General features: G+C 71.5%; 22 protein-coding genes. 2 read left to right on the forward strand and 20 right to left on the reverse strand.

The features are described from left to right. The first annotated feature begins 90 nt into the window (after positions 1–90). Complete coding sequence (locus OG194_RS21730; RefSeq protein WP_327402482.1) at positions 91–966, forward strand: response regulator transcription factor; 876 nt, start codon at positions 91–93, stop codon at positions 964–966. Here OG194_RS21730 and OG194_RS21735 read toward each other — a convergent pair. The 10 genes from OG194_RS21735 to OG194_RS21780 form a co-directional block, all read right to left on the reverse strand. Further along, positions 945–1,313, reverse strand: coding sequence for a hypothetical protein (locus OG194_RS21735; protein WP_327402483.1), 369 nt, complete (start codon positions 1,311–1,313; stop codon positions 945–947). The two genes, OG194_RS21730 and OG194_RS21735, sit on opposite strands and share 22 nt — an antisense overlap. A gap of 51 nt (positions 1,314–1,364) precedes the next feature. Then, the gene (locus OG194_RS21740) at positions 1,365–2,240 is read right to left on the reverse strand and encodes a glycine betaine ABC transporter substrate-binding protein (RefSeq protein WP_327402485.1); all 876 of its coding nucleotides are present in this window, start codon (positions 2,238–2,240) and stop codon (positions 1,365–1,367) included. 18 nt (positions 2,241–2,258) lie between these two features. After that, complete coding sequence (locus tag OG194_RS21745; protein WP_327402486.1) at positions 2,259–2,903, reverse strand: hypothetical protein; 645 nt, start codon at positions 2,901–2,903, stop codon at positions 2,259–2,261. Between the two features lie 201 nt (positions 2,904–3,104). After that, positions 3,105–3,773 carry a response regulator transcription factor gene (locus OG194_RS21750; protein ID WP_327402487.1) on the reverse strand — a complete coding sequence of 223 codons (669 nt, stop codon included), beginning with the start codon at positions 3,771–3,773 and terminating at the stop codon, positions 3,105–3,107. Then, positions 3,770–5,155, reverse strand: a complete 1,386-nt coding sequence (locus tag OG194_RS21755) for a sensor histidine kinase (protein WP_327402488.1) — start codon at positions 5,153–5,155, stop codon at positions 3,770–3,772. The genes OG194_RS21750 and OG194_RS21755 overlap by 4 nt, the downstream gene beginning before the upstream one ends. Before the next feature lie 137 nt (positions 5,156–5,292). After that, complete coding sequence (locus OG194_RS21760; protein WP_327402489.1) at positions 5,293–5,970, reverse strand: response regulator transcription factor; 678 nt, start codon at positions 5,968–5,970, stop codon at positions 5,293–5,295. Continuing rightward, positions 5,967–7,358, reverse strand: coding sequence for a sensor histidine kinase (locus tag OG194_RS21765; RefSeq protein ID WP_327402490.1), 1,392 nt, complete (start codon positions 7,356–7,358; stop codon positions 5,967–5,969). The genes OG194_RS21760 and OG194_RS21765 overlap by 4 nt, the downstream gene beginning before the upstream one ends. A 10-nt stretch (positions 7,359–7,368) precedes the next feature. After that, a complete protein-coding gene (locus OG194_RS21770) occupies positions 7,369–8,613 on the reverse strand; it encodes an acyltransferase family protein (RefSeq protein WP_327402491.1) in 1,245 nt (414 codons plus the stop codon). Further along, the gene (locus OG194_RS21775) at positions 8,606–9,676 is read right to left on the reverse strand and encodes an alpha/beta hydrolase (RefSeq protein WP_327402492.1); all 1,071 of its coding nucleotides are present in this window, start codon (positions 9,674–9,676) and stop codon (positions 8,606–8,608) included. The genes OG194_RS21770 and OG194_RS21775 overlap by 8 nt, the downstream gene beginning before the upstream one ends. A gap of 202 nt (positions 9,677–9,878) precedes the next feature. Beyond that, positions 9,879–10,796, reverse strand: a complete 918-nt coding sequence (locus OG194_RS21780) for an alpha/beta hydrolase (RefSeq protein WP_327402493.1) — start codon at positions 10,794–10,796, stop codon at positions 9,879–9,881. 240 nt (positions 10,797–11,036) lie between these two features. Here OG194_RS21780 and OG194_RS21785 point away from each other — a divergent pair, with 240 nt between their 5' ends. Beyond that, positions 11,037–11,699 carry a TetR/AcrR family transcriptional regulator gene (locus OG194_RS21785; RefSeq protein WP_327402494.1) on the forward strand — a complete coding sequence of 221 codons (663 nt, stop codon included), beginning with the start codon at positions 11,037–11,039 and terminating at the stop codon, positions 11,697–11,699. Positions 11,700–11,714: 15 nt separating this feature from the next. On the opposite strand, the gene kynU is transcribed toward OG194_RS21785, so the two are convergent. From kynU to OG194_RS21835, 10 genes are all read right to left on the reverse strand, one after another. Next, positions 11,715–12,920 carry a kynureninase gene (gene kynU / locus OG194_RS21790; RefSeq protein WP_327402495.1) on the reverse strand — a complete coding sequence of 402 codons (1,206 nt, stop codon included), beginning with the start codon at positions 12,918–12,920 and terminating at the stop codon, positions 11,715–11,717. Further along, entirely contained in the window at positions 12,913–13,752 is an 840-nt protein-coding gene (locus OG194_RS21795) for a tryptophan 2,3-dioxygenase family protein (protein WP_327402496.1), read from the reverse strand. The genes kynU and OG194_RS21795 overlap by 8 nt, the downstream gene beginning before the upstream one ends. Before the next feature lie 169 nt (positions 13,753–13,921). After that, a complete protein-coding gene (locus tag OG194_RS21800) occupies positions 13,922–14,335 on the reverse strand; it encodes a DUF3151 domain-containing protein (RefSeq protein ID WP_327402497.1) in 414 nt (137 codons plus the stop codon). Between the two features lie 64 nt (positions 14,336–14,399). Then, entirely contained in the window at positions 14,400–15,869 is a 1,470-nt protein-coding gene (locus OG194_RS21805) for an MFS transporter (protein WP_327402498.1), read from the reverse strand. A gap of 87 nt (positions 15,870–15,956) precedes the next feature. Next, entirely contained in the window at positions 15,957–16,988 is a 1,032-nt protein-coding gene (gene fbaA, locus OG194_RS21810) for a class II fructose-bisphosphate aldolase (protein ID WP_327402499.1), read from the reverse strand. A 132-nt stretch (positions 16,989–17,120) separates the two neighbouring features. Beyond that, on the reverse strand, positions 17,121–17,669 hold the full coding sequence (gene pyrE / locus OG194_RS21815) for an orotate phosphoribosyltransferase (RefSeq protein WP_327402500.1): 549 nt from the start codon (positions 17,667–17,669) through the stop codon (positions 17,121–17,123). 10 nt (positions 17,670–17,679) lie between these two features. Beyond that, the gene (locus OG194_RS21820) at positions 17,680–18,468 is read right to left on the reverse strand and encodes an aldose epimerase family protein (RefSeq protein ID WP_327402501.1); all 789 of its coding nucleotides are present in this window, start codon (positions 18,466–18,468) and stop codon (positions 17,680–17,682) included. A 56-nt stretch (positions 18,469–18,524) separates the two neighbouring features. Next, positions 18,525–19,424 carry an SRPBCC family protein gene (locus tag OG194_RS21825; protein WP_327402502.1) on the reverse strand — a complete coding sequence of 300 codons (900 nt, stop codon included), beginning with the start codon at positions 19,422–19,424 and terminating at the stop codon, positions 18,525–18,527. Positions 19,425–19,553: 129 nt separating this feature from the next. After that, positions 19,554–21,155 carry a polyamine aminopropyltransferase gene (locus OG194_RS21830; protein WP_327402503.1) on the reverse strand — a complete coding sequence of 534 codons (1,602 nt, stop codon included), beginning with the start codon at positions 21,153–21,155 and terminating at the stop codon, positions 19,554–19,556. Between the two features lie 92 nt (positions 21,156–21,247). Then, on the reverse strand, positions 21,248–21,784 hold the full coding sequence (locus tag OG194_RS21835) for a DUF2617 family protein (RefSeq protein ID WP_327402504.1): 537 nt from the start codon (positions 21,782–21,784) through the stop codon (positions 21,248–21,250). Positions 21,785–22,210 lie beyond the last annotated feature (426 nt).

A 22,210-nucleotide genomic window follows, 5' to 3' on the forward strand; every position in this document is an offset into this window, starting at 1 on the left:
AGTGATCGAAGGGGCTACTTGGACAACCCCTGGATCGCCAGCCTTGGAGGTGAGGCCTGACAGATCCCCTTGACCGAAGGCGCGTCAGACGTGATCCGAGAACGCTCCCCCGACCGCCCCTCTGTCCTCGTGGTGGAGGACGACGCCGGCACCTCCGCGCCCCTCGTGACGGCCCTGGGCTTCCTCGGCTTCGACGCGCACACCGTCACCGCGGGCACCAGCGGCACCGGCACCGAGGCGCTGGCCGCCGTACGCGAACGACGCCCCGACGCCGTCCTGCTCGACCTCGCACTCCCCGACCCCGACAACCCTTACGGCACTGACGGCACCGACGGCACCGAGGTCTGCCGGCTGCTGCGGGCCTCGGGCGACAACACCCCGGTGCTCTTCCTCAGCCCCCGCCACTCGGTCGCGGACAAGTGCCGCGCCCTGGCGATGGGCGGCGACGACTACGTCACCAAGCCCTTCGACCTCACCGAGGTCAGCGCCCGCGTCCGCGCCCTGATCCGCCGCTCCCGCGTCTCCGTCCCCCGCCGGACCATCGGCTACGACGCCCCCGCCGCCCCGCGCCGCCTGCGCGCGGCCGGTGTCGAACTCGACGTCGACACCCGCGAGGCCTGGCACCACGGACAGCCGGTGCGGTTGTCGGCCACGGAGTTCGCCCTCCTGAGGGTCCTCATGGAGAACGCCGGCCGGGTCGTCTCCAAGGGCGCCATCCTCGACAGCGTCTGGAAGTACGACTTCCAGGGCGAGTCCGGGGTGGTGGAGACCTACGTCTACTACCTGCGCCGGAAGTTGGACGACTCCGGCCAGTCACTCATCCGTACCGTGCGGGGCGCGGGCTATCTGGTGAGCGCCGACCCCACCACCGAGAAGGGGAACACCGGTGGTGGGGTCGGCAGTACGGGGATCGGCGGTGACGGGGCCGGCGGTGGTGCCGTCGGTCAGCCGATCCAGAGGTCGTAGACCGCCTTGTCCTGCGTGTCGTTGTACGAGATCAGCCGAGGCTCCCAGCGCCAGCCGGTGCTGGGCTTGCGGTGGTGGAACTCGACCGACTGCCCGGCCTTCCACCAGTAACCGCTCGCCGTGGTGCAGCCCTTGGGCGCGATCTCCCAGAACTGCGAGCCGATCCAGTCCCCGTACTGGTTCTCCCCGACGAAGTAGAACTTCACCGTCTCGGTGGACCCGCTGCACACCCTGAGCGTCACGAACTTGTCGCTCGCCGCGGAGGCCGTACCGGGGGCCGCGAGACCACCGACCGCGGCCGCCGCCGCGAGCATCGCCATGACCACTTTGCGTCTGACCGTGCGCATAGAACTACCGCCTTCCTTACGTGGGTTGGTGAATATTTGCCCCGCTGTGTGCTAGCGCAGCAGGCCCTTGGCGCGCAGCCAGGCCTTCGCCGCCCTGCCCGGGGTCTCGCCCGCCTCGACGGACGCGGTGAGCCTCGCCAACTGGGCTGTCGTCAGCCGGGTGTTGACCCGAGCCAACGCCCTCCGCCCGGCCGGGTCCACGGCGGGGGCACTGATCAGCGGGAAGACATGCTCCGGCGGTACGACGGACTTGGGGTCAGCCAGCACCACCAGCCCGTCCCGGGCGATCGCCGGGTCGGTACTGCGCAGGACCCGGACATCCGCCGCCCCGGATGTCGCCCCTGATGCCGTCCCGGCCGGGGTGAGCGTGACGCCGTACGCCTCCTTGAGTACGGCGACGGACGGGGCATCGGGATCGCCGGACGCGGAGCCGCCGAGCGTCAGACCGGTGCCGGCCCTGCGGAGATCCGTAAGGCTGTGCAGCTTGTGCTTCCCCGCGGTGGACTCGGTGACCGCGAGGACGACCCCGCCCTGCGCCGCCGCCGGGGGCAGCGCGACGATCCCCGGTGGCAACGCCATGCTCAGCGTCGCCTCCATGTTCCCGGGCATGGTCTGCCCGCCCGGCATCGCCCGCAGCAGGGTGGACTCGTAGGCGGGCGCGATGCTGATCCGCCCGTCCACCACGGCCTGTGCGGTGTCGATCGGCGACGCGTACGGGGTGTCCGCCGTCCGCACCTTCTGCCCTGCCCGGGTGAGGAGTTCGCCGTAGAGCGCCGCCACCACCCGGCTCTGTGCCGAACCGTCGGTACCGATCACCGCCGGCCCCGCACTGTCCGCGTAACCGACGTGCGTGCCCTCGGCGTTCGCGGTCGCGCACCCGGTCAGGAGGAGGAGCGAGCAGACGGCGAACGCGGTGATGCGCACCATCACGTCACGCCCTGCCCGTCAGCACTGCCGCCCTCGCTCCGCCAAGGTCATCGGCCGGTCCTTGAAGGTGACGTACCCGTAGCTGGGGTTGTCGTTGTTGAAGCCGGACTCCTGGTAGTCGTAGACGTACCAGTCGTAGTGGCCGTAGTACTTGTCCTTGAACTGGATCTCCCACCAGCCCTTCGCCTGCTGCTTCGACGTGCCGCGCTCGATCCAGCCGACGCTCTGCGAGGGGATGTTGACCGTGTTGGACTCGGTGTCGGTGTGGGAGTTCGTCCAGGTGTGGCTGTAACTGGTCTCGACCTGGACCTCGAAGACCTCGGCGAACTTGTAACTCGCCGAGACCGTCACGCCGACCGTGTTGGCGGCGCTCGTCGTGTCCGCCCAGTCGATCCGGTGCTGGTTGGTCTGGGTGCCGCAGTTGTACGCGGTGCTGCCCACCTGGTGCGCCGGGCCGGTGTAGCCCCAGTAGCTCTGCGGGCGGAACTTGCAGAAACTGGCCCAGTTGCACGCCTTCAACAGCTCGGCGTTGGTCGGGGTGTCGGCGGCGAGTGCCTGCGGAGCGGTGAGCAGCGAGGCGCCCACGGTGAGGGCACCGAGCACGCCGAGCGCACGGGGTGAGAGGTACCGGGCGGATTTCTTCTTGCGCGGGGCGAATGCCATGGATCACTCCATCGAGAGGGGGAGTTCGGTGGAAGTACCAGTTGCTGTCCACCACTCTCGGACGGAATCCTCCGCCGCTGATCAACGTCCCCTCAGAGCCCGGCACAGAGTCACCTCAGCGTTCCATCAGAGTCTCCTCAGAGCCCGTCCGCAGCGTCCCGGCGTCCCCGCGGCCTGCCCGGACCGGCGGGGAGCCTGTCCCTAGCCTGGTCTCACCAGCCTCGCCTCGTACGCGAACACCGCCGCCTGCGTACGGTCCCGCAGTCCCAACTTCACCAGGATCCGGCTGACATGGGTCTTGATCGTCGACTCGGCGACCACCAGCCGCTCGGCGATCTCCCCGTTCGACAGCCCCTGCGCGATGAGGACCAGCACCTCCGTCTCCCGCTCGGTGAGATCCCCGTACGTCCCCTGCTGCGCGGCCGGCATCAGGCGGGGCGTCTCGGACAGCTTCGAGAACTCCGTGATCAGGCGCCTGGTGACGGAGGGCGCGAGCAGCGCCTCGCCGGCCGCCACCACCCTTACCCCGTCGGCGAGTTGGCGTGCGGAGGCGTCCTTGAGGAGGAAGCCGGAGGCTCCCGCCCGCAGCGCCTGGTACACGTACTCGTCGAGGTCGAACGTGGTGAGCACGAGCACCTTCGCCGCACCGTCCGCCGCGACGATCTCCCGGGTCGCCTCGATGCCGTTCATCTCCGGCATACGGATGTCCATCAGCACGACGTCCGGGGCCAGTTCGCGCACCCGCTCGACCGCGTCGCGCCCGTTCACCGCCTCGCCGACGACCTCGATGTCCGGCATCGCGCCCAACAGGACCGAGAAGCCCTCGCGCACCATCATCTGGTCGTCCGCGATCAGTACGCGGATCGTCATGCGTCCCCTCCCCTCGCACCCGGCACCGGTTCGCTCGCGCTCGACACCTGTTCACTCGCACTCGGCACCGGCAGGAACACCGTCACCTCGTAACCGCCGTCGTCCGCCGGGGCCGCCGTCATCTCGCCGTTCAGCATGGACACCCGCTCCCGCATCCCGGTGATGCCGTGCCCCGCACCCGGCGAGGGCTTCACCAGGCTCGGCTCGGGCATCGGGCCGTTGACTATCCGCAGGCCCAGCCCGCCCAGCACGTAACCGATCTCCACCCGGGCGCTCGCACCGGGCGCGTGCCGCAGGGTGTTGCTCAACGCCTCCTGCACTATCCGGTACGCCGACAGCTCGACGCCCTGCGGGAGTTCACGCACCGCTCCCGTCACCGCCTTGTCGACGCTCAGGCCGGCGTCGCGCACATTGGCGAGCAGCGCGTCCATGTCGGCGAGGGTGGGCTGCGGGGCGTCGGGCGCCTCGTAGTCCTCCGCGCGGACCACGCCCAGGACCCGGCGCAGTTCGGTCAGGGCCGCCACCGCGTTCTCCCGGATCGTGACGAACGCGCGCTCCAGCTCCGGCGGCGGGTTCTCCACGCGGTAGGGCGCGGCCTCCGCCTGGATGGCGACCACCGACATGTGGTGGGCGACCACGTCGTGCAGCTCACGGGCGATCGTCGTGCGCTCCTCCAGCAGCGTGCGCCGGGACCGCTCGTGGGCCGTGACCGTCTGCTGGGCGGTCACCTCCTGGCGGGCCTCGCGGCGTATCTGCCAGACCGCGACGCCGAGCAGGACCAGCGCGGAGCTGAACAGCACCTCCGCCGTGTCGGAGCGGAAATCGCGGCCGTCGGAGACGTTGCCGGCGATGAAGCCGTAGACCGCCGTCAGTGCCCACATCCAGGCGGCGGTGCGCGGCCGGGTGCGTATGGCCACGATCGTCAGCACGAACAGATGACAGGCGAAACTACCGGCCAGCCACGGCCACGAGTCGTCCCACTCGTTCGCCAGCATCGTGGCGACCGGGGTGGCGACCATGGACAGCCAGAACGCGCCGACCGGCCGCACCATGGTCAGCAGCACCGGCAGCAGGGCGAGCAGGCCGAGGATCGTGTTGCTGCCCGCGCCGCGGATTCCGTTGTCCGAGGCGATGAGCATCGCGAGCAGGCCGGCCGCGATGATCAGGGCGTGCGGGCTCCAGGTCGCGTACTCCCGCTGCCGCCCCTTGAGGCGCCGGGTGAGCGGGCCGTCGGCGGTGGAGCGGGGCAACGGGCGGTAGGCGAAGGCGTCGTGGAGCAGGTCCTGCCGCAGCCCGCGCAGGGCGTCCGCGGCCAGCCTGAACTCCGGGCTGCGCGGCTTGGCGGCGGCGCCTGGCGGCAACTGCTGGGTCGTCTCGGTCACGTTCAAAACGGTAGGCGTCGGGGCGGGTAGCCGTCGTCACCTGTGAGAAGGGTCCTGGGCCGTCCGTCTCAAGTACTACGGGTATGCCTGACGGGCTGGTTTCAGCGGCTTGGGTGGCTGCCGTGGCCGCCGTGGCTTCAGCGACCACCGCCCGGCCGGACCAGCCCCGACTCATACGCGAACACCGCCGCCTGCGTACGGTCCCGCAGCCCCAACTTCACCAGGATGCGGCCGACATGGGTCTTCACGGTCTGTTCGGCGACGACGAGGTGCTCGGCGATCTCCGCGTTGGACAGGCCCTGCGCGATCAGTGCGAGGACCTCCGTCTCGCGCTCGGTGAGGTCGCCGACGCGTGACTTGAGCGGGGTGCGCGGGGTGCCGTTCAGCCGGGAGAACTCGGCGATCAGCCGGCGGGTGACACCGGGTGCGAGCAGTGCGTCGCCGGCCGCCACCACCCGTACCGCCTCGGCCAGTTGGTCGGCGGACGCGTCCTTCAGGAGGAAGCCGGAGGCACCGGCGCGCAGTGCCTCGTACACGTACTCGTCGAGGTCGAAGGTGGTGAGCACCAGGACCTTGATCTGCGGGGTCTCGGCGGTGATGCGGCGGGTCGCCTCGATGCCGCCGAGTTCGGGCATGCGGATGTCCATGAGGACGACGTCCGGGGCGAGTTCGGTGACCTTGGCCACCGCGTCCAGGCCGTCGACCGCCTGGCCGACCACCTCTATGCCGGGCTGGGCGTTGAGCAGCACGGTGAAACCCTGCCGGACCATCTGCTGGTCGTCGGCGATCAGTACGCGGATGGTGCCGCTCGTCATGGGTTCTCGTCTCCTGTCGGGAAGATGATCTCGGGGACGGGGAGTCCGTCGGGATCGACGGGTTCGTCGGGGAGCGCGACGCCGTCCCGGGGCAGGAACGCGACGATCGCGAAGCCGCCGTGGAGTGTTCTCGTCGCGGTGAGGTGTCCGCCGAGCATCGACGCGCGCTCCCGCATGCCGAGCAGGCCGTGACCGGCGCCAGGGGAGGGCTGGACGGCTTGCCGCGGGCGGGAGTTGGTGACGGTCAGCTGAAGCCCCTCGGCGAGGTGGGTGACCTCGACGGCGACGGTGGAACCCGGCGCGTGACGCAACGCGTTGCTGAGCGCCTCCTGGATGATCCGGTACGCCGACAGCTCCACGCCGGGTGCCAGCGGGCGCGCCTCGCCCCTGATGTCGCTGTGTACGTCGAGCCCGGCGGCCCTGGTGTTCTCCATCAGGGCGTCGAGCCGGTCGAGGGTGGGCTGCGGGGAGTGGGGGGCGGCACCGGTGCCGGGGGCGGCGATGGCGTACGGGTCCTCCGGATACTCCGGGTTCTCGGAGCGGAGCACGCCGAGGACCCGGCGCAGTTCGGCGAGGGCTTCGAGGGCGTTCTGCCGGATGCCGTCGAGGTTCTCCTTGAGCTCGTCCGACGGGTTCTCGACCAGGTGGGGCGCCACTTGGGCCTGGATGGAGATCACCGACATGTGGTGTGCGACCACGTCGTGCAGTTCGCGGGCGATACGGCTGCGCTCCTCCAGGAGGGTGCGGTGGTGTCGCTCCTCAGCCGTGATCGTCACCTGCTCGACGAGCTGGGTACGGGCCTCGCTGCGACCGCGCAGGGCGGTGCCGACGAGGACGGCCACGGCGCAGACGGCGACCGCGACCACGCCCGTCGAGGTGAAACGCTGGGCGCCGATCAGGCCCTGGACGACGAACGTCGTCAGCCCTGTCACGGCCAGCGCCGCGAGGGCTCTGCGGGCAGGTTCGCGCAGGGACAGGATCAGCAGGACGGCGGCCTGGACGACGACTTCGGACGTGCTCCAGGGCCAGTTGGGGCCGGGGAACGGGCCGTGGGCCAGGGCAGGTTGAACCTCCAGGGCCGGGCCCGCCGACAGAGCGGTGACGGCCGTGACAACGAGGGACAGGGCCCAGGCGGGGATGGGGCGCCGCACGGCGAGAACCAGGGCGACCCCCTGCCCGAAGCCGGCCAGCAAGCCCTGCGGCACGCTCAGTTCGTAGTCGCTCATCATCTCGTCCATGCCGGACAGGGAGAGTACGAGGGCGACGAGGGAGAGGAGGGCATACGCCAGTCGGCGGACCCATCGGCGTTCGGAGAGCCGTGGTGCGGGCGCGGAGGCGGAGGCGGAGGTCCCCTGTTGGGGCTCGGCACCGTCGGCGGCTGCGTTCACCTGGGCAACCCTAGGCACGGTGAAGGCTCTTGGCTCGGATGCGGATGCGGGTGCGGATGCCGGTACGGATCGGGCGCGGGTCCTGCTCGTACGTCCGGAACGCCGTCCAGCAGATCGTCAGGGCCAGCGCGAACACCGGGAGCCAGGCCACTCGGGCGGCGACCCACATCAGGTCGTCGGGGTGGGTGTGCAGGCCGGGGAGGTGGCCCGTGGGGAGGGTCGTGGCCGTGGTGGCCATCAGGGCCGTCTGGTGCCAAAGGAAGATCGTCATCGCGGAGAGGTTGACCAGGGCCACCGCCGACCAGGCGAGCGGACGGCGCATCGTGCGGCGCAGCCGGTCGCGGAGGAGCAGGGCGAGGCCGCACTGGGCCAGCCCGAAGGTGACGGCGGCCAGGGTCGGCGGGTCGAGGTTGGAGACCGTGGTGCCGGGGACGCCGACCATCGATGCCGGGTAGCCCGCCCGGAGGACGAGCATCGCGGTCGCCGCCGTACCGCCGGCCAGCAGGACCCAGCCCGCGCGGGCGCGGTCCAACTCGCCCCGGGTCCAGGCCGCGCCCAGGGTGTACGGCACCAGCCAGCCCGCCGCCACGTTGACCCAGCCGAGCCAGGACGGGCCGCCGAGTCCGAAACGGATCAGGTCCACATGTAGTACGACGGCCAGCGGCCACAGCGGGTTCAGCCTGGCGACGAGGGGAGTCACCGCCGTCAGTCCCGCGAACACGACCAGGAACCACATCGGCGACAGCGCCAGCTTGACCAGGGTGCGCACCGTCTCGAAGTCCGCGCCGGACACGAGCAGCGCGATCGCCGTCACCGTCCACAGGGCGAGGAGCGCCGCCGCCGGTCTGAACAGCCGGGCCAGCCGGGCGGTCAGCCATTGACGGTACGTCGTACCCCGGGCCCGCGCGGAGGCGTAACCCCGGGTCGCCACATGGCCGCCCACCAGGAAGAACACCGCCAGTGTCTGGAACACCCAGGAGATGGGCGCCAGCCACGGCATGTGCTGCAACGGGCTCGCCGTGTGCAACGTGCCGCCGTCCGCGACCAGGGCCGTCACCAGCCAGTGGCCCAGGACGACACCGAGGATCGCGAGGGCGCGCAGGGCGTCCACGGCGCGGTCCCGGTCGGGCGGGGTCGTGGCGTCGACTCGGGCGGCGGAGCGCCGTATGCCGTGCGTGCCACGCCGTATGCCGTGCAGGCCGCCGTGCCGTGTCCCGATCCCGTCCGTCGTACCGTGCAGGGTCCGGTCACGCATGGGTCACCTCCGAGGTCTCGCCCAGGACGATCCGGGCGAGGTTGGCCAGGGAGGCCGTGCCCGGGGTGAAGTAGTCGCTGTGGCCGACGTCGCCGGCCGCGAAGACATGGGCGCCGAACGCCGGGGACACCGGGTCGGTGCCGAAGCCGACGGTCGTGCCGAACAGGTCCGCGCTGACGTGCGGCACACCTCCGACCCAGTCGTCGGCGCCGCGCCCCGCCCAGACCCGGGCCGGGGTGCGCAGACCGGCGGCGGAGTCGGCTCCCGTGCCGGGGCTGCCGATGAGGGCGATGTCGGACACGGCCAGGCCGGGGGCGGCTCGGCCGCAGACCACCGTGCCGTAGGAGTGGCACACCAGCGTGATGTGCGCTTCGCGGCCGGTGACGGCGTGCAGTTGCCGTATGAACTCCCGTAGGTGCGGGGCCGCTTGGTCCGCTCTGTCCGCCGTCAGGACCGTGCTGCTCACCGTGCGCGGGGTCCGGTAGCCGAGCCAGGACACCACCGCCGTACGGGATTTGGGGGCCTCCAGGGCCAGTTGGCGGTGCAGGTTGAGCGCGGTCGCGCGGAAGCGGTCGTAGGTGTCGAGCGTGGTGTCGGAGCCCGGGACCAGGACGGCCACGCGGTCGGCGTGCGCCAAGTCGCCGAAGACTTCGGTCGCTTGGCCCTCGCCCCGACCGTCGAAGGTGAGGAGGTTCCGGTCCGGGTCGGCCATCGCGCGGTCCGCCGTAGCGCGACGGTCGTCGCCGTTGGCGGCGGCCATCCGGGACGCCTCGCCGGCGTTGGCCCGGTTCGCCGCGTAGGCCTCGTCCAGCGTGGCCGGTGTGAGCGGGGCGAGGACGGCGGGCGAGGGCGCGGGGATCTCGGGCTGCGCCGCGGCCGAGAGGGGGATCACTACGGCACCGGTGACGAACGCGGCGAGAAGGGCGCGACGCCATCTGCCGGTACGGCGACGCCTGCCCGGCCGCCGCACGGAAGCGACGGCAACTTCCGCACTCAGCTCGGCAGTTGCCGCCTCGGCCGCCCCCGTATCGAGCCCTGTGTCGAGCCCCGCCCCCGTACCCATCCCGGTCTCCCCTCCCCGTCCGCCCGGTTGTCGGGCTGGATCATCTGGAAGGAAAATTACGGATCCGAGGTCGTCGTCCGCGTCACACCAGGGAGCTCATCTGCGCCGTAGCTCTCAGGTATTACGGGTATGACCGGGACGGCCGACCGACAACCGACAACCGGCAGCCACCCACCCGGTCACCCACCACTCCCCCGGCCGCTCACCAGGCCAACTGCGCGATCTCCTCCGCCACCACCGCGCACGCGTCCGCCGCCGGGTCGATCAGCGGGAAGTGGCCGATGTCCTCCAGCAGCGTGAGGCCGACGACCTCGCCGGACTTCGCCGCCGCGTCCGCGTAGGACTCGGCGACCGCCTGGGGGACGACGATGTCGGCGCGGCCCTGGACGAGGGTGGTGGCGATGCCGCTGGGGAGGAGGAGCGACGGGTCCGCGTACGGCAGGCGCTCGGCGAACTTGGCTGCTCCGCCCAGGAGTTGAGCGGCCGCTCCGTCGCACACCGCCAGCTTCTCGGCGACCGTGAAGTCGGCGATCGGGGCGAGCGCGACGACGCCGCGCAGCGCGGCGGGGGCGTCGGTGCGCCAGGGGGCGTCCTTCGGGAGGACGTGCCGGGCCGCGGCCCAGAGGGCGAGGTGGCCGCCCGCCGAGTGCCCGGTGATCACCGTGCGGCGCGGATCGGCCTGCGGCAGCGCCTCCCGTACCAGCGCGGGGAGCGCGTCCAGCGCGGCGGCGACATCGTCGAAGGTGTCGGGCCAGCGCCCGGCGATCGGGCCTCCGGTAGCGCCAATCGCACTGCCCTGCGCCGGAATTGAGGCGCCCTCCGCAGGACTCGCGGGCCCCCGCCGGTACTCGACGTTGGCCACCGCGAACCCCCGTCGTGCCAGGAAGTCCGCGAACGGGGTGATGTGCCGGCGGTCGTACGGGGCGCGCCACGCGCCCCCGTGCAGTACTACGACCAGAGGTGGAGCCTCGCCCGGCAGGCGTTCGCCGCGCGGGGCGTAGAAGTCGATCACCTGGTCGGGGTGGTCGCCGTACGCGGCGGTGCTGTCGGGGTCGACGGCGGGATGCGAGAAGGCCGACTCCTCTTCTGCGGCGGCACGTGCGGCTGCGGCGTCCGGCATGCTCCAACCTCTCAGCGACGATGGGGGCACCTCCCAGGCTTTCGGCACTGGGGGAGGATTTGGACGATTCGGATGTGGCGGACCTGGGGAAGGTTGCGGCCGTTGGCGGGACGCTATCAGGCCGGTGACGTGCGCGGACACGCGGATGTCACGCTGGGTGAGAGTTAAACGGTTCTGCTGTTTCGTTACGCTGACGCCGTGCCCGTCACGGCACCTCATCAGCGCCCCCAGGAGCCCATCATGTCTGCCGAACCCGAACCCGAACCCGAGCCCGGCACCCTGCGCCCCGGTGGCCGCACGGCACGCGTGCGTACGGCGGTACTGCGGGCCGCGGGTGACGTGCTGGCCGAGCAGGGCGTCGACCGGCTCGACCTCTCGGACGTCGCGCGGCGGGCGGAGGTCGGCAAGACCACGGTCTACCGGCGCTGGGGTTCGGTGACCGCGCTGGTCGCGGACCTCCTCGTAGACATGGCCGAACAGTCGCTGCCGCGCGAGGAGACGGGCTCGCTGCTCGGCGACCTGCGCGCCAACGCCCTGCTCGTGCAGCGCACCCTCGCCGATCCCCGACAGGGTGCCCTGTTCCGCGCCGTCATCGCCGCCGCGACCTGCGACGCCCGTACGGCCGAGGCCCTGCGCCACTTCTACGAGGTGCGGGTCGCCGAGTGGACGCCCTGCGTCGAACAGGCCGTGGCGCGCGGGGAGTTGCCCGCCGGTACCGATCCCTCTCAGGTCGTACGGGCCGTATCGGCGCCCCTCTACTACGAGTTGCTGACCACCGGGACCGCTCCGGACACCCCCGCCGCGGAGCGGGCCGCGCTCGCCGCGCGGGCCGCCGCCGTGGCCGGGGTGTACGTCATCAGCCTCTCCGACGATCTAACCGCTCCCATGTCCTACGGCGGTTAGATCGAGGTACAGCTTCTAGCGGACCACGTCTCCCAGCGTCCGGGCCGCCCGCTCCACGTCCCCGAACCCGACGTACAACGGCGTGAATCCGAACCGCAGCACGTCCGGATGCCGGAAGTCGCCGACCACGCCCCGCGAGATCAGCCGCTTCATCACGTCCCCGGCGTCCGCGCACCGCAGCGCGACCTGGCTGCCGCGCTCCGCGTGGGCCACCGGAGTCACCGACTCCACCCGCCCGTCGGGGACGTACGACGCCACGCACTCCAGGAAGAAGTCCGTCAGGGCAAGGGACTTGGCGCGCACCGCCTCGATCGAGACGCCGCCGCCATCGCCATCGCCGTCCCACACCTCAAGGGCCGCTTCGAGGGCGAGCATGGACAGGATGTCCGGCGTACCCACACGACCGCGCAGGGCACCGGTGGCGGGTTCGTACTCGGAACGCATGCCGAAGGGCTCGGCGTGCGAGTTCCAACCGGGGAGCGGCGAGTCGAAGCGGTCCTGCAACTCCCGGCGCACATACAGGTACGCGGGTGAACCCGGGCCGCCGTTCAGGTACTTGTAGGTGCAGCCGACCGCGAGGTCGACCCCGTGCTCGTCGAGCCCGACCGGCAGGGCGCCCGCGCTGTGGCACAGGTCCCAGACGACCACGGCACCCGCCGCGTGCACCGTGGCCGTCAGCGCGGGCAGGTCGTGCAGCCGGCCGGTGCGGTAGTCGACGTGGTTGAGGAGCACCGCCGCCGTACGGTCGCCGAGCGCGCCCGGCACCTCCGCCGGGGCCACCGGCCGCAGCGTGCACCCGGTCATCCGGGCCGCCGACTCGGCGATGTACCCGTCCGTGGGAAAGGTCGTGGCGTCGACGACGATCTCGTCCCGCCCCGAGCCGGCCGTCATCCGCACAGCCGCCACAAGTGCCTTGAAGACATTGACACTTGTGGAGTCGCCGACGACGATCTGCCCGGCCGCCGCCCCGACCAGCGGAGCGATCAGGTCACCGATCCGCTCGGGCGCGGTCCACCAGCCGCTCTCGTCCCAGGAGCGGATACGCAACTCGCCCCACTGACGCCGCACGACGTCCTCGACCCGCCCGGGAACACCGACCGGCAGCGCGCCGAGCGAGTTCCCGTCGAGGTAGACAACGCCGTCGAGGACGAACTGCGCACGCACACCGGCCAGTTCGTCACCGGCGTCCAACTTCTCGGCCTTCAGAGCGAGTTCAGACATGGGACCGCGCCGTCCACAGCTCGGGGAACACGTTCTTCTGGGCCCGCTTCTCCAGCCAGGCCACGCCCGCGGACCCGCCGGTCCCGGTCTTCGCGCCCATCGCGCGCCGGGTGGCGACGAGATGGTCGTTGCGCCATCGCCACACCAGTTCGGCGACATCGGTCAACGCCTCGCCGAGCCGGGCGAGTTCGTCGTCGGCGTCACCGGAGTAGAGGGCGGTCCACACCTGCTCCACCGCGTCCGACGGCTCGTACCGCAGCGTCACGTCACGCGTCAGTACGGCCTCGGGAACGGCGTGCCCGCGCCGGTCGAGGAGCCTCAACACCTCGTCGTAGAGGCTCGGTTCGTGCAGGGCCTTCTCCAACTCGGCGTGCACGCGCGGCGCTCCGCGGTGCGGGACGAGCATGGACGCGGACTTCTCTCCGAGGAGGAACTCCATGCGGCGGTACATCGCGGACTGGAAGCCGGAGCCCTCGCCGAGGGCGGCGCGGTAGGAGTTGAACTGGGCCGGCGTGAGCTGGCCGAGGGGCCGCCAGGAGGCGTTGAGCGCGTCGAGTTCCCGTACGGAACGCTTCAGCGCGTCGATCGCGACCGGCACCCGGTCCTCGCGCAGGGCCCGCGCGGCGGTCTCCCACTCGTGGACGATGACGGTGAACCACAGCTCCATGACCTGGGTGGTGACCAGGAAGACCATCTCGCCGGGGTCGTCGGAGCGGGTGTGCTGGAGGTGGGTGAGGACGTCGGCCTGGACGTAGTCCTCGTAGGGGGTCGTCCCCTGGAAGTCGAGATGCGGGGCCTCGGGCTCCTGAGGTTCCTGAGCCGGTTGGGACATCGCTGTCTCCTGATGCGTACTCCGGGTAGCGGTCCGCCCCTGCCGTTTTCGACACGGTGGCCCCGGTCCCCAACGGGCATCCTCCCCAATCGTCCCCCGAGACCGCAAGGTCCGCCTGGTCACACCAGGCGGACCTGCATCAATACCCACGTACTACGGGACTACGGGACTAGCCGAGCGTCTGGGCCGCCGTGGGCGAGGAGTCCTTCAGGAACTGGCTGCACCGCGCGTACTCCTCCTGCTCCCCGATCGCCTGCGCCGCACGGGCGAGGGCGTGCAGGGCGCGCAGGAACCCACGGTTCGGCTCGTGCTCCCAGGGGACGGGGCCGTGCCCCTTCCATCCACTCCGGCGCAGCGAGTCCAGCCCGCGGTGGTAGCCCGTACGGGCATAGGCGTACGACTCCACGACACTGCCGCGCTCGAACGCGTCATCGGCCAACAGCGCCCAGGCCAGCGAGGAGGTCGGGTACTTCGCGGCGACATCGGCGGGCGTCGCACCGCTCGCGAGGAGGTCGCGCGGCCCGGGATCTTCGGGGAGGTGGGTCGGGGGCGGTCCCCCGAGGAGGTTCTCGTGAATCGTCATGGGTTCCAGTCTCCCCCAGGGGTGGCGATTGCCTGGCATCCCAGTGCCGCACGGCATCAAGCCGCTACTCAAGACGCCCCTTCCCCACCCGAGGCTCCAACGGCGGAGCCGTCACCCACCCGTGCGTGAGGCACTCCGGGCGGCGGCAGTCCGGGGCCGGGCGGCGGACGGTCGCGTAGGCCAGGACCGACCCCACCACCAGCACCCCCGCGCACCACCACATCGCCCGGTCGAAGGCGTGGTCGAAGGCGGTCGCCGAGCGGTACGCGTCCGGGCCCATGCCTGCCAGCAGGGGCAGGGCTGCCACCGCGATGAGGCCCGCCGCGCGGGCCGCCGCGTTGTTGATGCCGCTGGCCAGGCCCGCCCGTGCGGTGTCCACCGAGGCGAGGACCGTGGCCGTGAGCGGGGCGACGAGGGTGACCATGCCGGCGCCCATCACCAGGAGGGCCGGTACGACGTCCACGAGGTAGGAGGCGTCCGGCCCGACGCGCAGCATCAGCAGCATCGCCGTCGCGCAGAGCAGAGGGCCGACCGTGAGGGGGATGCGGGGGCCGATGCGCTGGGCCAGTTCGCCCGAGCGGGCCGAGAACAGGAGCATCAGGGCCGTCGTCGGGAGGAGCGCCGTGCCGGCCTGGAGTGCCGAGTAGCCCGCCACTACCTGGAGTTGGAGCGCGGTGAGGAAGAAGAAGCCGCCGAAGGCCGCGTAGACGCAGAGGGTGACGAGGTTGACCGCCGTGAACTGGCGCGACGCGAAGATGTCCGGCGGCATCATCGGGTCGGCGCTGCGCTTCTCGACGTAGACGAAGGCGATGCCCGCCGCCACACCGGCCAGGGCGGTCAGTACGACCACCAGCGAGCCGTTGCGCGCCTCGATCAGGGCGTACGTCACGAGCGCGAGCGCTACGGCGCCGAGTGCCGCGCCGAGGACGTCGAAGCGGCCGTGTTTGCGGCCGTCCGCGGACTCGGGGACGTGGCGTACGGCGATGGGGGCGCAGATCAGGGCCATGGGGACGTTGATCAGGAACACCCAGCGCCAGCCGGGGCCGTCCACCAGCCAGCCGCCCAGGAACGGGCCGATCGCCGCGCCGATGCCGCCGAAGCCGGACCACAGGCCGACCGCCCTGGCCCGGTCGTCGGGGTGGAAGGAGGCCTGGATCAGGGCGAGGGAGCCGGGGGTCAGGAGCGCGCCGCCGATGCCCTGGAGGGCGCGGGCGGCGACCAGGACGCCCACGTTCGGGGCGAGTCCGCACAGCAGGGACGCCGCCGCGAACCACACCACACCCAGGACGAAGATCTTGCGGCGGCCGTAGCGGTCGCCGAGCGAACCGCCGAGGAGGATCAGGCCGGCCAGCGTCAGCATGTACGCGTTGACCGTCCACTGGAGGGCGGCCAGGTCGGCGTCGAGATCGCGGCCGATGCGGGGCAGGGCGACGTTGACGACGGTGGAGTCCACCATGGCCATGCTGGAGCCGAGCACCGTGGTCAGCAGGATCCACTTGCCCTGGGGCGAGGCGAGCCGGACGTCGGAGGACATGACCCAGGTATACAACGAGCCCGGTGCCGTAGCACCGGGCTCGCGAAAAGGGCGCCGTAAACCCTCGTGAACGCCTCGAAGAGACGGTTACTTGATCTTCGTGCCCGTGGAGCGCAGGTTCGAGCACGCCTCGGTGACGCGCGCCGCCATCGACGCCTCGGCGAGCTTGCCCCAGGTGCGCGGGTCGTAGGTCTTCTTGGAGCCGACCTCGCCGTCGACCTTCAGGACACCGTCGTAGTTCTTCAGCATGTGGTCCGCGACGGGGCGCGTGAACGCGTACTGGGTGTCGGTGTCGAGGTTCATCTTCACCACGCCGTTCTCCAGCGCGGTGGCGATCTCCTCCGGCGTGGAGCCGGAGCCGCCGTGGAAGACGAAGTTGAACGGCTTGCTGCCGGCCGGCTGGCCGTACTTCGCGGCCACGCCCTCGTTCAGCTCCTTGAGCAGGTCGGGGCGGAGCACGACGTTGCCCGGCTTGTACACGCCGTGCACGTTGCCGAAGGACGCGGCCAGCAGGTAGCGGCCCTTCTCGCCGAGGCCGAGCGCCTCGACCGTACGGATCGCGTCCTCGACCGTGGTGTAGAGGGAGTCGTTGATCTCGTGCGAGACACCGTCCTCCTCGCCGCCGGTCGGGGTGATCTCCACCTCAAGGATGATCTTCGCGGCGGCCGCGCGGGCCAGCAGCTCCTGCGCGATGGCGAGGTTGTCGGCGAGGGTCTCCGCCGAACCGTCCCACATGTGCGACTGGAACAGCGGGTTGCCACCGGCCTTCACGCGCTCCTCGGAGACGGCGATCAGCGGACGGACGTAGCCGTCGAGCTTGTCCTTGGGGCAGTGGTCGGTGTGCAGCGCGACCGTGACCGGGTACTTCTCGGCGACGATGTGCGCGAACTCGGCCAGGGCCACGGAACCCAGAACCATCTCCTTGGCGTACTGGCCGCCCAGGAACTCGGCGCCACCCGTGGAGATCTGGACGATGCCGTCGCTCTCGGCCTCCGCGAAGCCGCGCAGCGCAGCGTGCAGGGTCTGGGTCGAGGTCACATTGATGGCCGGGTAGGCGAACTTGCCTGCCTTCGCCCGGTCGAGCATCTCGTTGTAGACCTCGGGGGTTGCGATGGGCATCTGTCCGCTCCTTGGTATGTGCGGGTTGGCGATCTTCGCGATCTGCGTGCTACGGCCCTGACCTAGACCTTGGGTGCGACGTCATCGTCGTGCCCATCTTTCCAGACGGGGCCTGATGCTAAGAGTGGGCGGTCAGTCCAGGCCCAGTTCGTCCTTGGAGTAGGCGAAGAGATACGGCACTCCCGCACCGGCCTCGATCTTCTCGGCGGCGCCGGTAGCCCGGTCCACGATCGTCGCGACGCCGACAACCTCCGCACCGGCCGCGCGCACGGCCTCGACCGCGGTGAGCGGGGAGTCGCCGGTCGTGGAGGTGTCCTCGACGACCAGGACGCGGCGGCCCTTGATCTCGGGGCCCTCCACCTGACGCTGCATGCCGTGCGCCTTCGCGGCCTTGCGCACGACGAAGGCGTCCAGCTTCCGCCCACGCGCGGCGGCGGCGTGCAGCATCGACGTGGCGACCGGGTCGGCGCCCATGGTCAGCCCGCCGACCGCGTCGAAGTCGAGGTCGGCGGTCAGGTCCAGCAGCACCTGCCCGACGAGCGGGGCGGCCTCGCCGTCGAGGGTGACGCGGCGGAGGTCGATGTAGTAATCGGCCTCCAGCCCCGACGACAGGGTCACCTTGCCGTGCACCACGGCCTTGTCCTTGATCTGCTGCAGCACCACGCCGCGTACGTCCGTCATGCCGCCCAGCTTAGAGGCGGGTCCACGCCCAGGTCATCGTGGCTTCCAGCGGCTCGATCGGGGTGACCAGCCGGGGCAGGGTGTTCAGGCCGTTCGGCGGGCCGGTCTGCGGTTCCACGCACACGGCGGCCTCCTGCTCGTCGTAGACGACGACCCATTCCTCCGGGCTCGTCACCTTCAGCTCCAGCTGCCCCGGCCAGGTCAGCGTGACGTCGACGCCGCCGGGCATGCCGAAGCAGTCGTCCCAGGGGCTCGGCCGCACGTCGATGCGCTTGCCGGTGGGGAGGTGGTCGTCGCCGCGCTCCTCCTGCCAGGCGGGGCTGAAGTCGACGGTCACGTCCTCGCCGCCGAGGTTGCGGTGGAACCACGGGTGCCAGCCGATCTGCGCCGGGAACGAGTCGTCGTACGCCTCCACCGCCATCGTGAGCGTCAGGGCGTCCCCGGTCAGCGCGACGACCTGGGTGACGCGGCCCGGGTGGGGCCAGGGCTCGACCAGGTCGTACGTGATGACCGCCTCGTCGGCCGACCTGCGGGCGGTGCGCCAGGCGCCGTCGCGGACGGTGCCGTGGATGGCGTGCGGCGGGGAGTTGAGCGGCATCTGGCGGAGGGTGCCGCCGTCGAGGAAGCGGCCGTCGCGGGTCCGGCCGCACCAGGGGACCATCGGGAAGCACCCGAACCGCTCGCCCTGGCGCAGGAGTTCGGTGCCGCCGACGCGGAGCCCTCCGATACGGCCGCCGTTGCCCGGCTGCACCGTCACTTCCGCGTCACCCGCGGTCAGCGTGATCTCTTCGTTACTCACGGCACGACCCTACTGGGCGGATCGACGGTCCGATCAAGAGGGCGAACGGCGAACCGTCAACGGCGTTTGCGCAACACCCTGTTGACCACGATCGCCGAGGCCACGAGCACCGCCGCGGCCGGAGCGGCCCAGCGGAGGGTGGCGTTCGCCGCCACGGTCTGCGGGGCGGGGACGGGGGCGTAACGGCCGCGCGGGGGTGCGTGGTCGACCTCCTCCGCGCTGCGCCCGATCATCGTGCGGCGCGCGTGCGCGGCTTCGGCGGGGGGTTCGGGGGTGTCGGCGAAGGTCTCGGAGACGTGCGGTTCGGGCTCGTCCAGGCCACCGATGCCGGCCACGGGCTCGTCGATGTCATCGATGCCGTCGTCGATGCCGTCGTTGTCGTTGTCGTCGATCTCATCGGGCTCGTCGGCCAGTGGGCCCGTGGGCGGAGGCGGGACCTCGGCCTCCAGTGGCTCCAACACGGCGGTGGGGTCGGCGAGTTCGGCCGGACCCGATTCCTCCGCCTCCCCCTCCGCCACCCCATCCGTCTCCCCTTCCGCTTCCGCCCCCAGGTTGTCCGCGAACCGGTCCAGCAGCCTGGTCGCCGCCGCCCGCACCGCGTCCGGCGCCAGTTCGGTGATCCGGCCGTCCGCCGTCGCCGTACCGTCGAAGACGAGGGTGCAGCCGCCGTCGGACTCGCGGACGCGCAACGTGAGCGCGAGTTTCACGGAACCGGTGCCGCGGGCCTCGGTCGCGTCGCCCTCCACGGCGTACGTACCGTCGTCCTGCGCGGAGACGCGCGCGGAACCCCGGTAGGTGATGGAGTGGCCGCCGACGCGGACCTTCAGGCGTCCGGCGACGGGTTCGGTACCGGCGTCCTGCTGGAAGCCGGGGACGGCGCGGGCGACCCGGGCGGGGTCCGCGAACGCGGCCCACAGTCGCTCGGCGGGAACCGGAACGTACACCTCATGCTCCATGCTTGCCGAGCCTACCTAGGTTGACCGGGGGTACACCTGCCGTTGCCCGGAAGTGCCGGCGTGTTGACGCGGGCGTCGGATGACGCCGACCCGCGCCGAAAAGCGGGCGTCCCTCCCGCACACAGGACTTCAGTACCGCGGATGCACCAACGTGGAAGCCGCCAGCCCCGGCACCCGCGTCCGCTCCGCCGCCCGTTCCTCGCTCGCCAGCCCCGGTCCCGGCTCCACCGGCGCCACCCCCCGGGTCGCCAGCACGAACCCCCAGTCGCGCGGCGCCCGGGACGTGCCCGTCGTACGGTCCGGCCCCGCCGCGAACCCCGAGGCACGGCCGCCCACCCGGTACGGGACGGGGTGGAGCCCGGCCGCGCGAACCGTCGAGACCACCGTCCAGAAGACATGGCGCCGGGAGGAGACGGGACCCGCGTGCACGACCAGCCGCCCCCGCTCCGTGAGGGCGCGGCGCGCGAGGCCGTAGAACTCCTGGGAGTACAGCTTCGTGCTGGCGGTGATGCCGGGGTCCGGGAGGTCCGCGATCACCACGTCGTACGACCCCGGGCGCACCGCGCGCAGCCGGTCGAAGGGGTCACCCGTGGTCACGTGGACGCGCGGGTCGTCGTAGACATGACCGTTGAGGGCGGACAGGGCGCTGTCGTGGCGGGCCAACCGGACGACGCCCGCGTCGAGTTCGACGATGTCGACGCGGCGCACGCCCCGGTGGCGCAGCACTTCCCGCGCCGCGAGGCCGTCTCCGCCGCCGAGGACGAGCACGCGCGCGTGGGGGCCGTTCATCGCGGGGGCGACGAGCGCCTGGTGATAGCGGTTCTCGTCGCGGCCGCTGACCCTGAGGCGGCCGTCGAGGAAGAGGTCGAGGGGGCGGCCGTGGTCGCCGCCGGTGAGGACGACCTCCTGGACGTCGGTCTGGAGCGCGACCCGCACGTCCTTTCCGTAGACCGCGTGCCGCGCGGCCCGTTCGAAGTCGTCGACCAGTACGGCGGCGGAGGCGAGCAGGCCGAGGACGGTGAGGTTGGTGATGACCAGGAGCCAGCGGCCCCGGCGGGAGAGGTCGCGGCGGAACAGGCCCAGGACCAGGCAGCCGCCGGCGACCACGTTGACCGTGCCGGTGAGCAGGGTGCCGGTCAGCTGGCCCAGGAAGGGCAGGAGCAGGAAGGGGAACGCCAGGCCGCCGACCAGCGCGCCGACGTAGTCCGCCGCGAACAGGTCGGCCACCGCACCCCCCGCGTCCTGGCGGCGGATCCGCTGGATCAGCTCCATCAGCAACGGGACCTCCGCGCCGATCAGCAGCCCGATGGCGAGCGAGAAGGCGACCAGGAGACAGCGCGGGCCCTGCGCCCACAGGCCGCCCCAGTTCCCGGTCCAGGCGAAGACCGCGTACAACGCCATCGCGCTGCACCCGCCGATCAGCGCGAGGGCCGCCTCGACCGCGCCGAAACCCGCCGCCGCGTGCCAGCGCAGCCGTTTCGCGCCGAGCGAGCCGATGCCCATCGCGAACACCATCACGGAGAGGACGACGGACGCCTGGGTGACCGAGTCGCCGATCAAGTACGAGGCGAGGGCGACGAGTTCGAGTTCGTACACGAGTCCGCAGGCCGCGCAGACGAAGACACCCGCGAGCACCAGGAACCGGCCCGTGCCCGGCCGTACGGGCAGCCGCGCGGGGCCTGCCCACGGTGGCTGGGTACCCGGCCGGGCCGGCGCGTGCGGTTCGATCACGCTGCGACGTTACGTCACATGACGGGCACGCTTCGTCACCCACACGTGTGGAATGTGTTTACGGCGACCGGGGTCGGTGTCGGCCGTACAACTCACGCAGGGGAGGGCACCGCGTGCCCCACCGGCACCCGCACCCCCACCCGCGTCCGGGTCGCCACCAGCTGCCCGTCCTGCGGATACGCGTGCCAGGTGCGCCAGTGCACCTGCCCCTCGTGCCGCTGGGCGAGCATCGCGGTGAAGGCGTGCGGGCTGCCGGGGAAGACCCCGGCCAGGCCGTTGGGATGGTCGGCGACGAGGGCCAGCAGTTCCTGGGCGCGGCCCGCGAACTGCCCCGGGGACAGCACCTCGACCCGGGCCGCGAACTCGTACTCCCAGTCGCCGACCCGCTTGGCCACCCCGAGCGGCAGCGGTGTGCTGGAACCCGGGATGCACGCGACCGTCTCCGAACAGCAGCCCCGCTCCTCGTCCAGGAGTACCTGGTGGGACGCGCCGAGCAGTCTCAACTGGAGCTTCGCACCGGCCAGTTCGAGATCGAGCGTGGCCAGGGCGGGAAGCGGCTCGCGCCCCAGGGTCCAGGCGAGGTCGGCCGCGCGCGTATCGGTGTAGGAGGTCTTCAGGGTCGTGAGCATGGATCGGCTCCGCTAGCACGCAAAGAAAGGGGAGGTGTGGGGTCCGGCACACCCCGGCCGACACCGGGCATCGGCCCGGTCGGCCCAGTCAGGAGAAGGTGTCCGCAGGCGCCCGAGGGGCTGCGTTGGGGCTGCGTCGGTGTGTTAGAGGGAATCATGAGCGGTGGCGCCACCACAGCGTTTTTACCCAACTTCGTGGGGTTTCCATCCCTCAGGGGGCTGCACAGCTCAACTGTTCAACCAAGGCGTACGCCCAGGCGTGTCAGGCGCGCGCCGGAGCGCCCGCCGGGAGCGGTCTCCCGACGGGCGCCCCGACCCCCGTCCCATCCCCGTCGACGGCGCTCAGCTGCCCCGTGTCAGCTGTCACCGCGTCCGGCTCACCAGGCCACCGGGTCACCGCGTCCGGCCCGGTCGGTCACCGCGCCC

Source organism: Streptomyces sp. NBC_01288, assembly GCF_035982055.1.
Classification (GTDB): Bacteria; Actinomycetota; Actinomycetes; order Streptomycetales; family Streptomycetaceae; genus Streptomyces.

Bases quoted from the DNA above. Each gene is read 5' to 3' on its own strand.
- OG194_RS21735 (WP_327402483.1), bottom strand. From the start codon at position 1,313: ATGCGCACGGTCAGACGCAAAGTGGTCATGGCGATGCTCGCGGCGGCG.
- OG194_RS21740 (WP_327402485.1), bottom strand. From the start codon at position 2,240: ATGGTGCGCATCACCGCGTTCGCCGTCTGCTCGCTCCTCCTCCTGACC.
- OG194_RS21745 (WP_327402486.1), bottom strand. From the start codon at position 2,903: ATGGCATTCGCCCCGCGCAAGAAGAAATCCGCCCGGTACCTCTCACCC.
- OG194_RS21750 (WP_327402487.1), bottom strand. From the start codon at position 3,773: ATGACGATCCGCGTACTGATCGCGGACGACCAGATGATGGTGCGCGAG.
- OG194_RS21760 (WP_327402489.1), bottom strand. From the start codon at position 5,970: ATGACGAGCGGCACCATCCGCGTACTGATCGCCGACGACCAGCAGATG.
- OG194_RS21770 (WP_327402491.1), bottom strand. From the start codon at position 8,613: ATGCGTGACCGGACCCTGCACGGTACGACGGACGGGATCGGGACACGG.
- OG194_RS21775 (WP_327402492.1), bottom strand. From the start codon at position 9,676: ATGGGTACGGGGGCGGGGCTCGACACAGGGCTCGATACGGGGGCGGCC.
- OG194_RS21780 (WP_327402493.1), bottom strand. From the start codon at position 10,796: ATGCCGGACGCCGCAGCCGCACGTGCCGCCGCAGAAGAGGAGTCGGCC.
- OG194_RS21785 (WP_327402494.1), top strand. From the start codon at position 11,037: ATGTCTGCCGAACCCGAACCCGAACCCGAGCCCGGCACCCTGCGCCCC.
- kynU (WP_327402495.1), bottom strand. From the start codon at position 12,920: ATGTCTGAACTCGCTCTGAAGGCCGAGAAGTTGGACGCCGGTGACGAA.
- OG194_RS21795 (WP_327402496.1), bottom strand. From the start codon at position 13,752: ATGTCCCAACCGGCTCAGGAACCTCAGGAGCCCGAGGCCCCGCATCTC.
- OG194_RS21800 (WP_327402497.1), bottom strand. From the start codon at position 14,335: ATGACGATTCACGAGAACCTCCTCGGGGGACCGCCCCCGACCCACCTC.
- OG194_RS21805 (WP_327402498.1), bottom strand. From the start codon at position 15,869: ATGTCCTCCGACGTCCGGCTCGCCTCGCCCCAGGGCAAGTGGATCCTG.
- fbaA (WP_327402499.1), bottom strand. From the start codon at position 16,988: ATGCCCATCGCAACCCCCGAGGTCTACAACGAGATGCTCGACCGGGCG.
- pyrE (WP_327402500.1), bottom strand. From the start codon at position 17,669: ATGACGGACGTACGCGGCGTGGTGCTGCAGCAGATCAAGGACAAGGCC.
- OG194_RS21825 (WP_327402502.1), bottom strand. From the start codon at position 19,424: ATGGAGCATGAGGTGTACGTTCCGGTTCCCGCCGAGCGACTGTGGGCC.
- OG194_RS21835 (WP_327402504.1), bottom strand. From the start codon at position 21,784: ATGCTCACGACCCTGAAGACCTCCTACACCGATACGCGCGCGGCCGAC.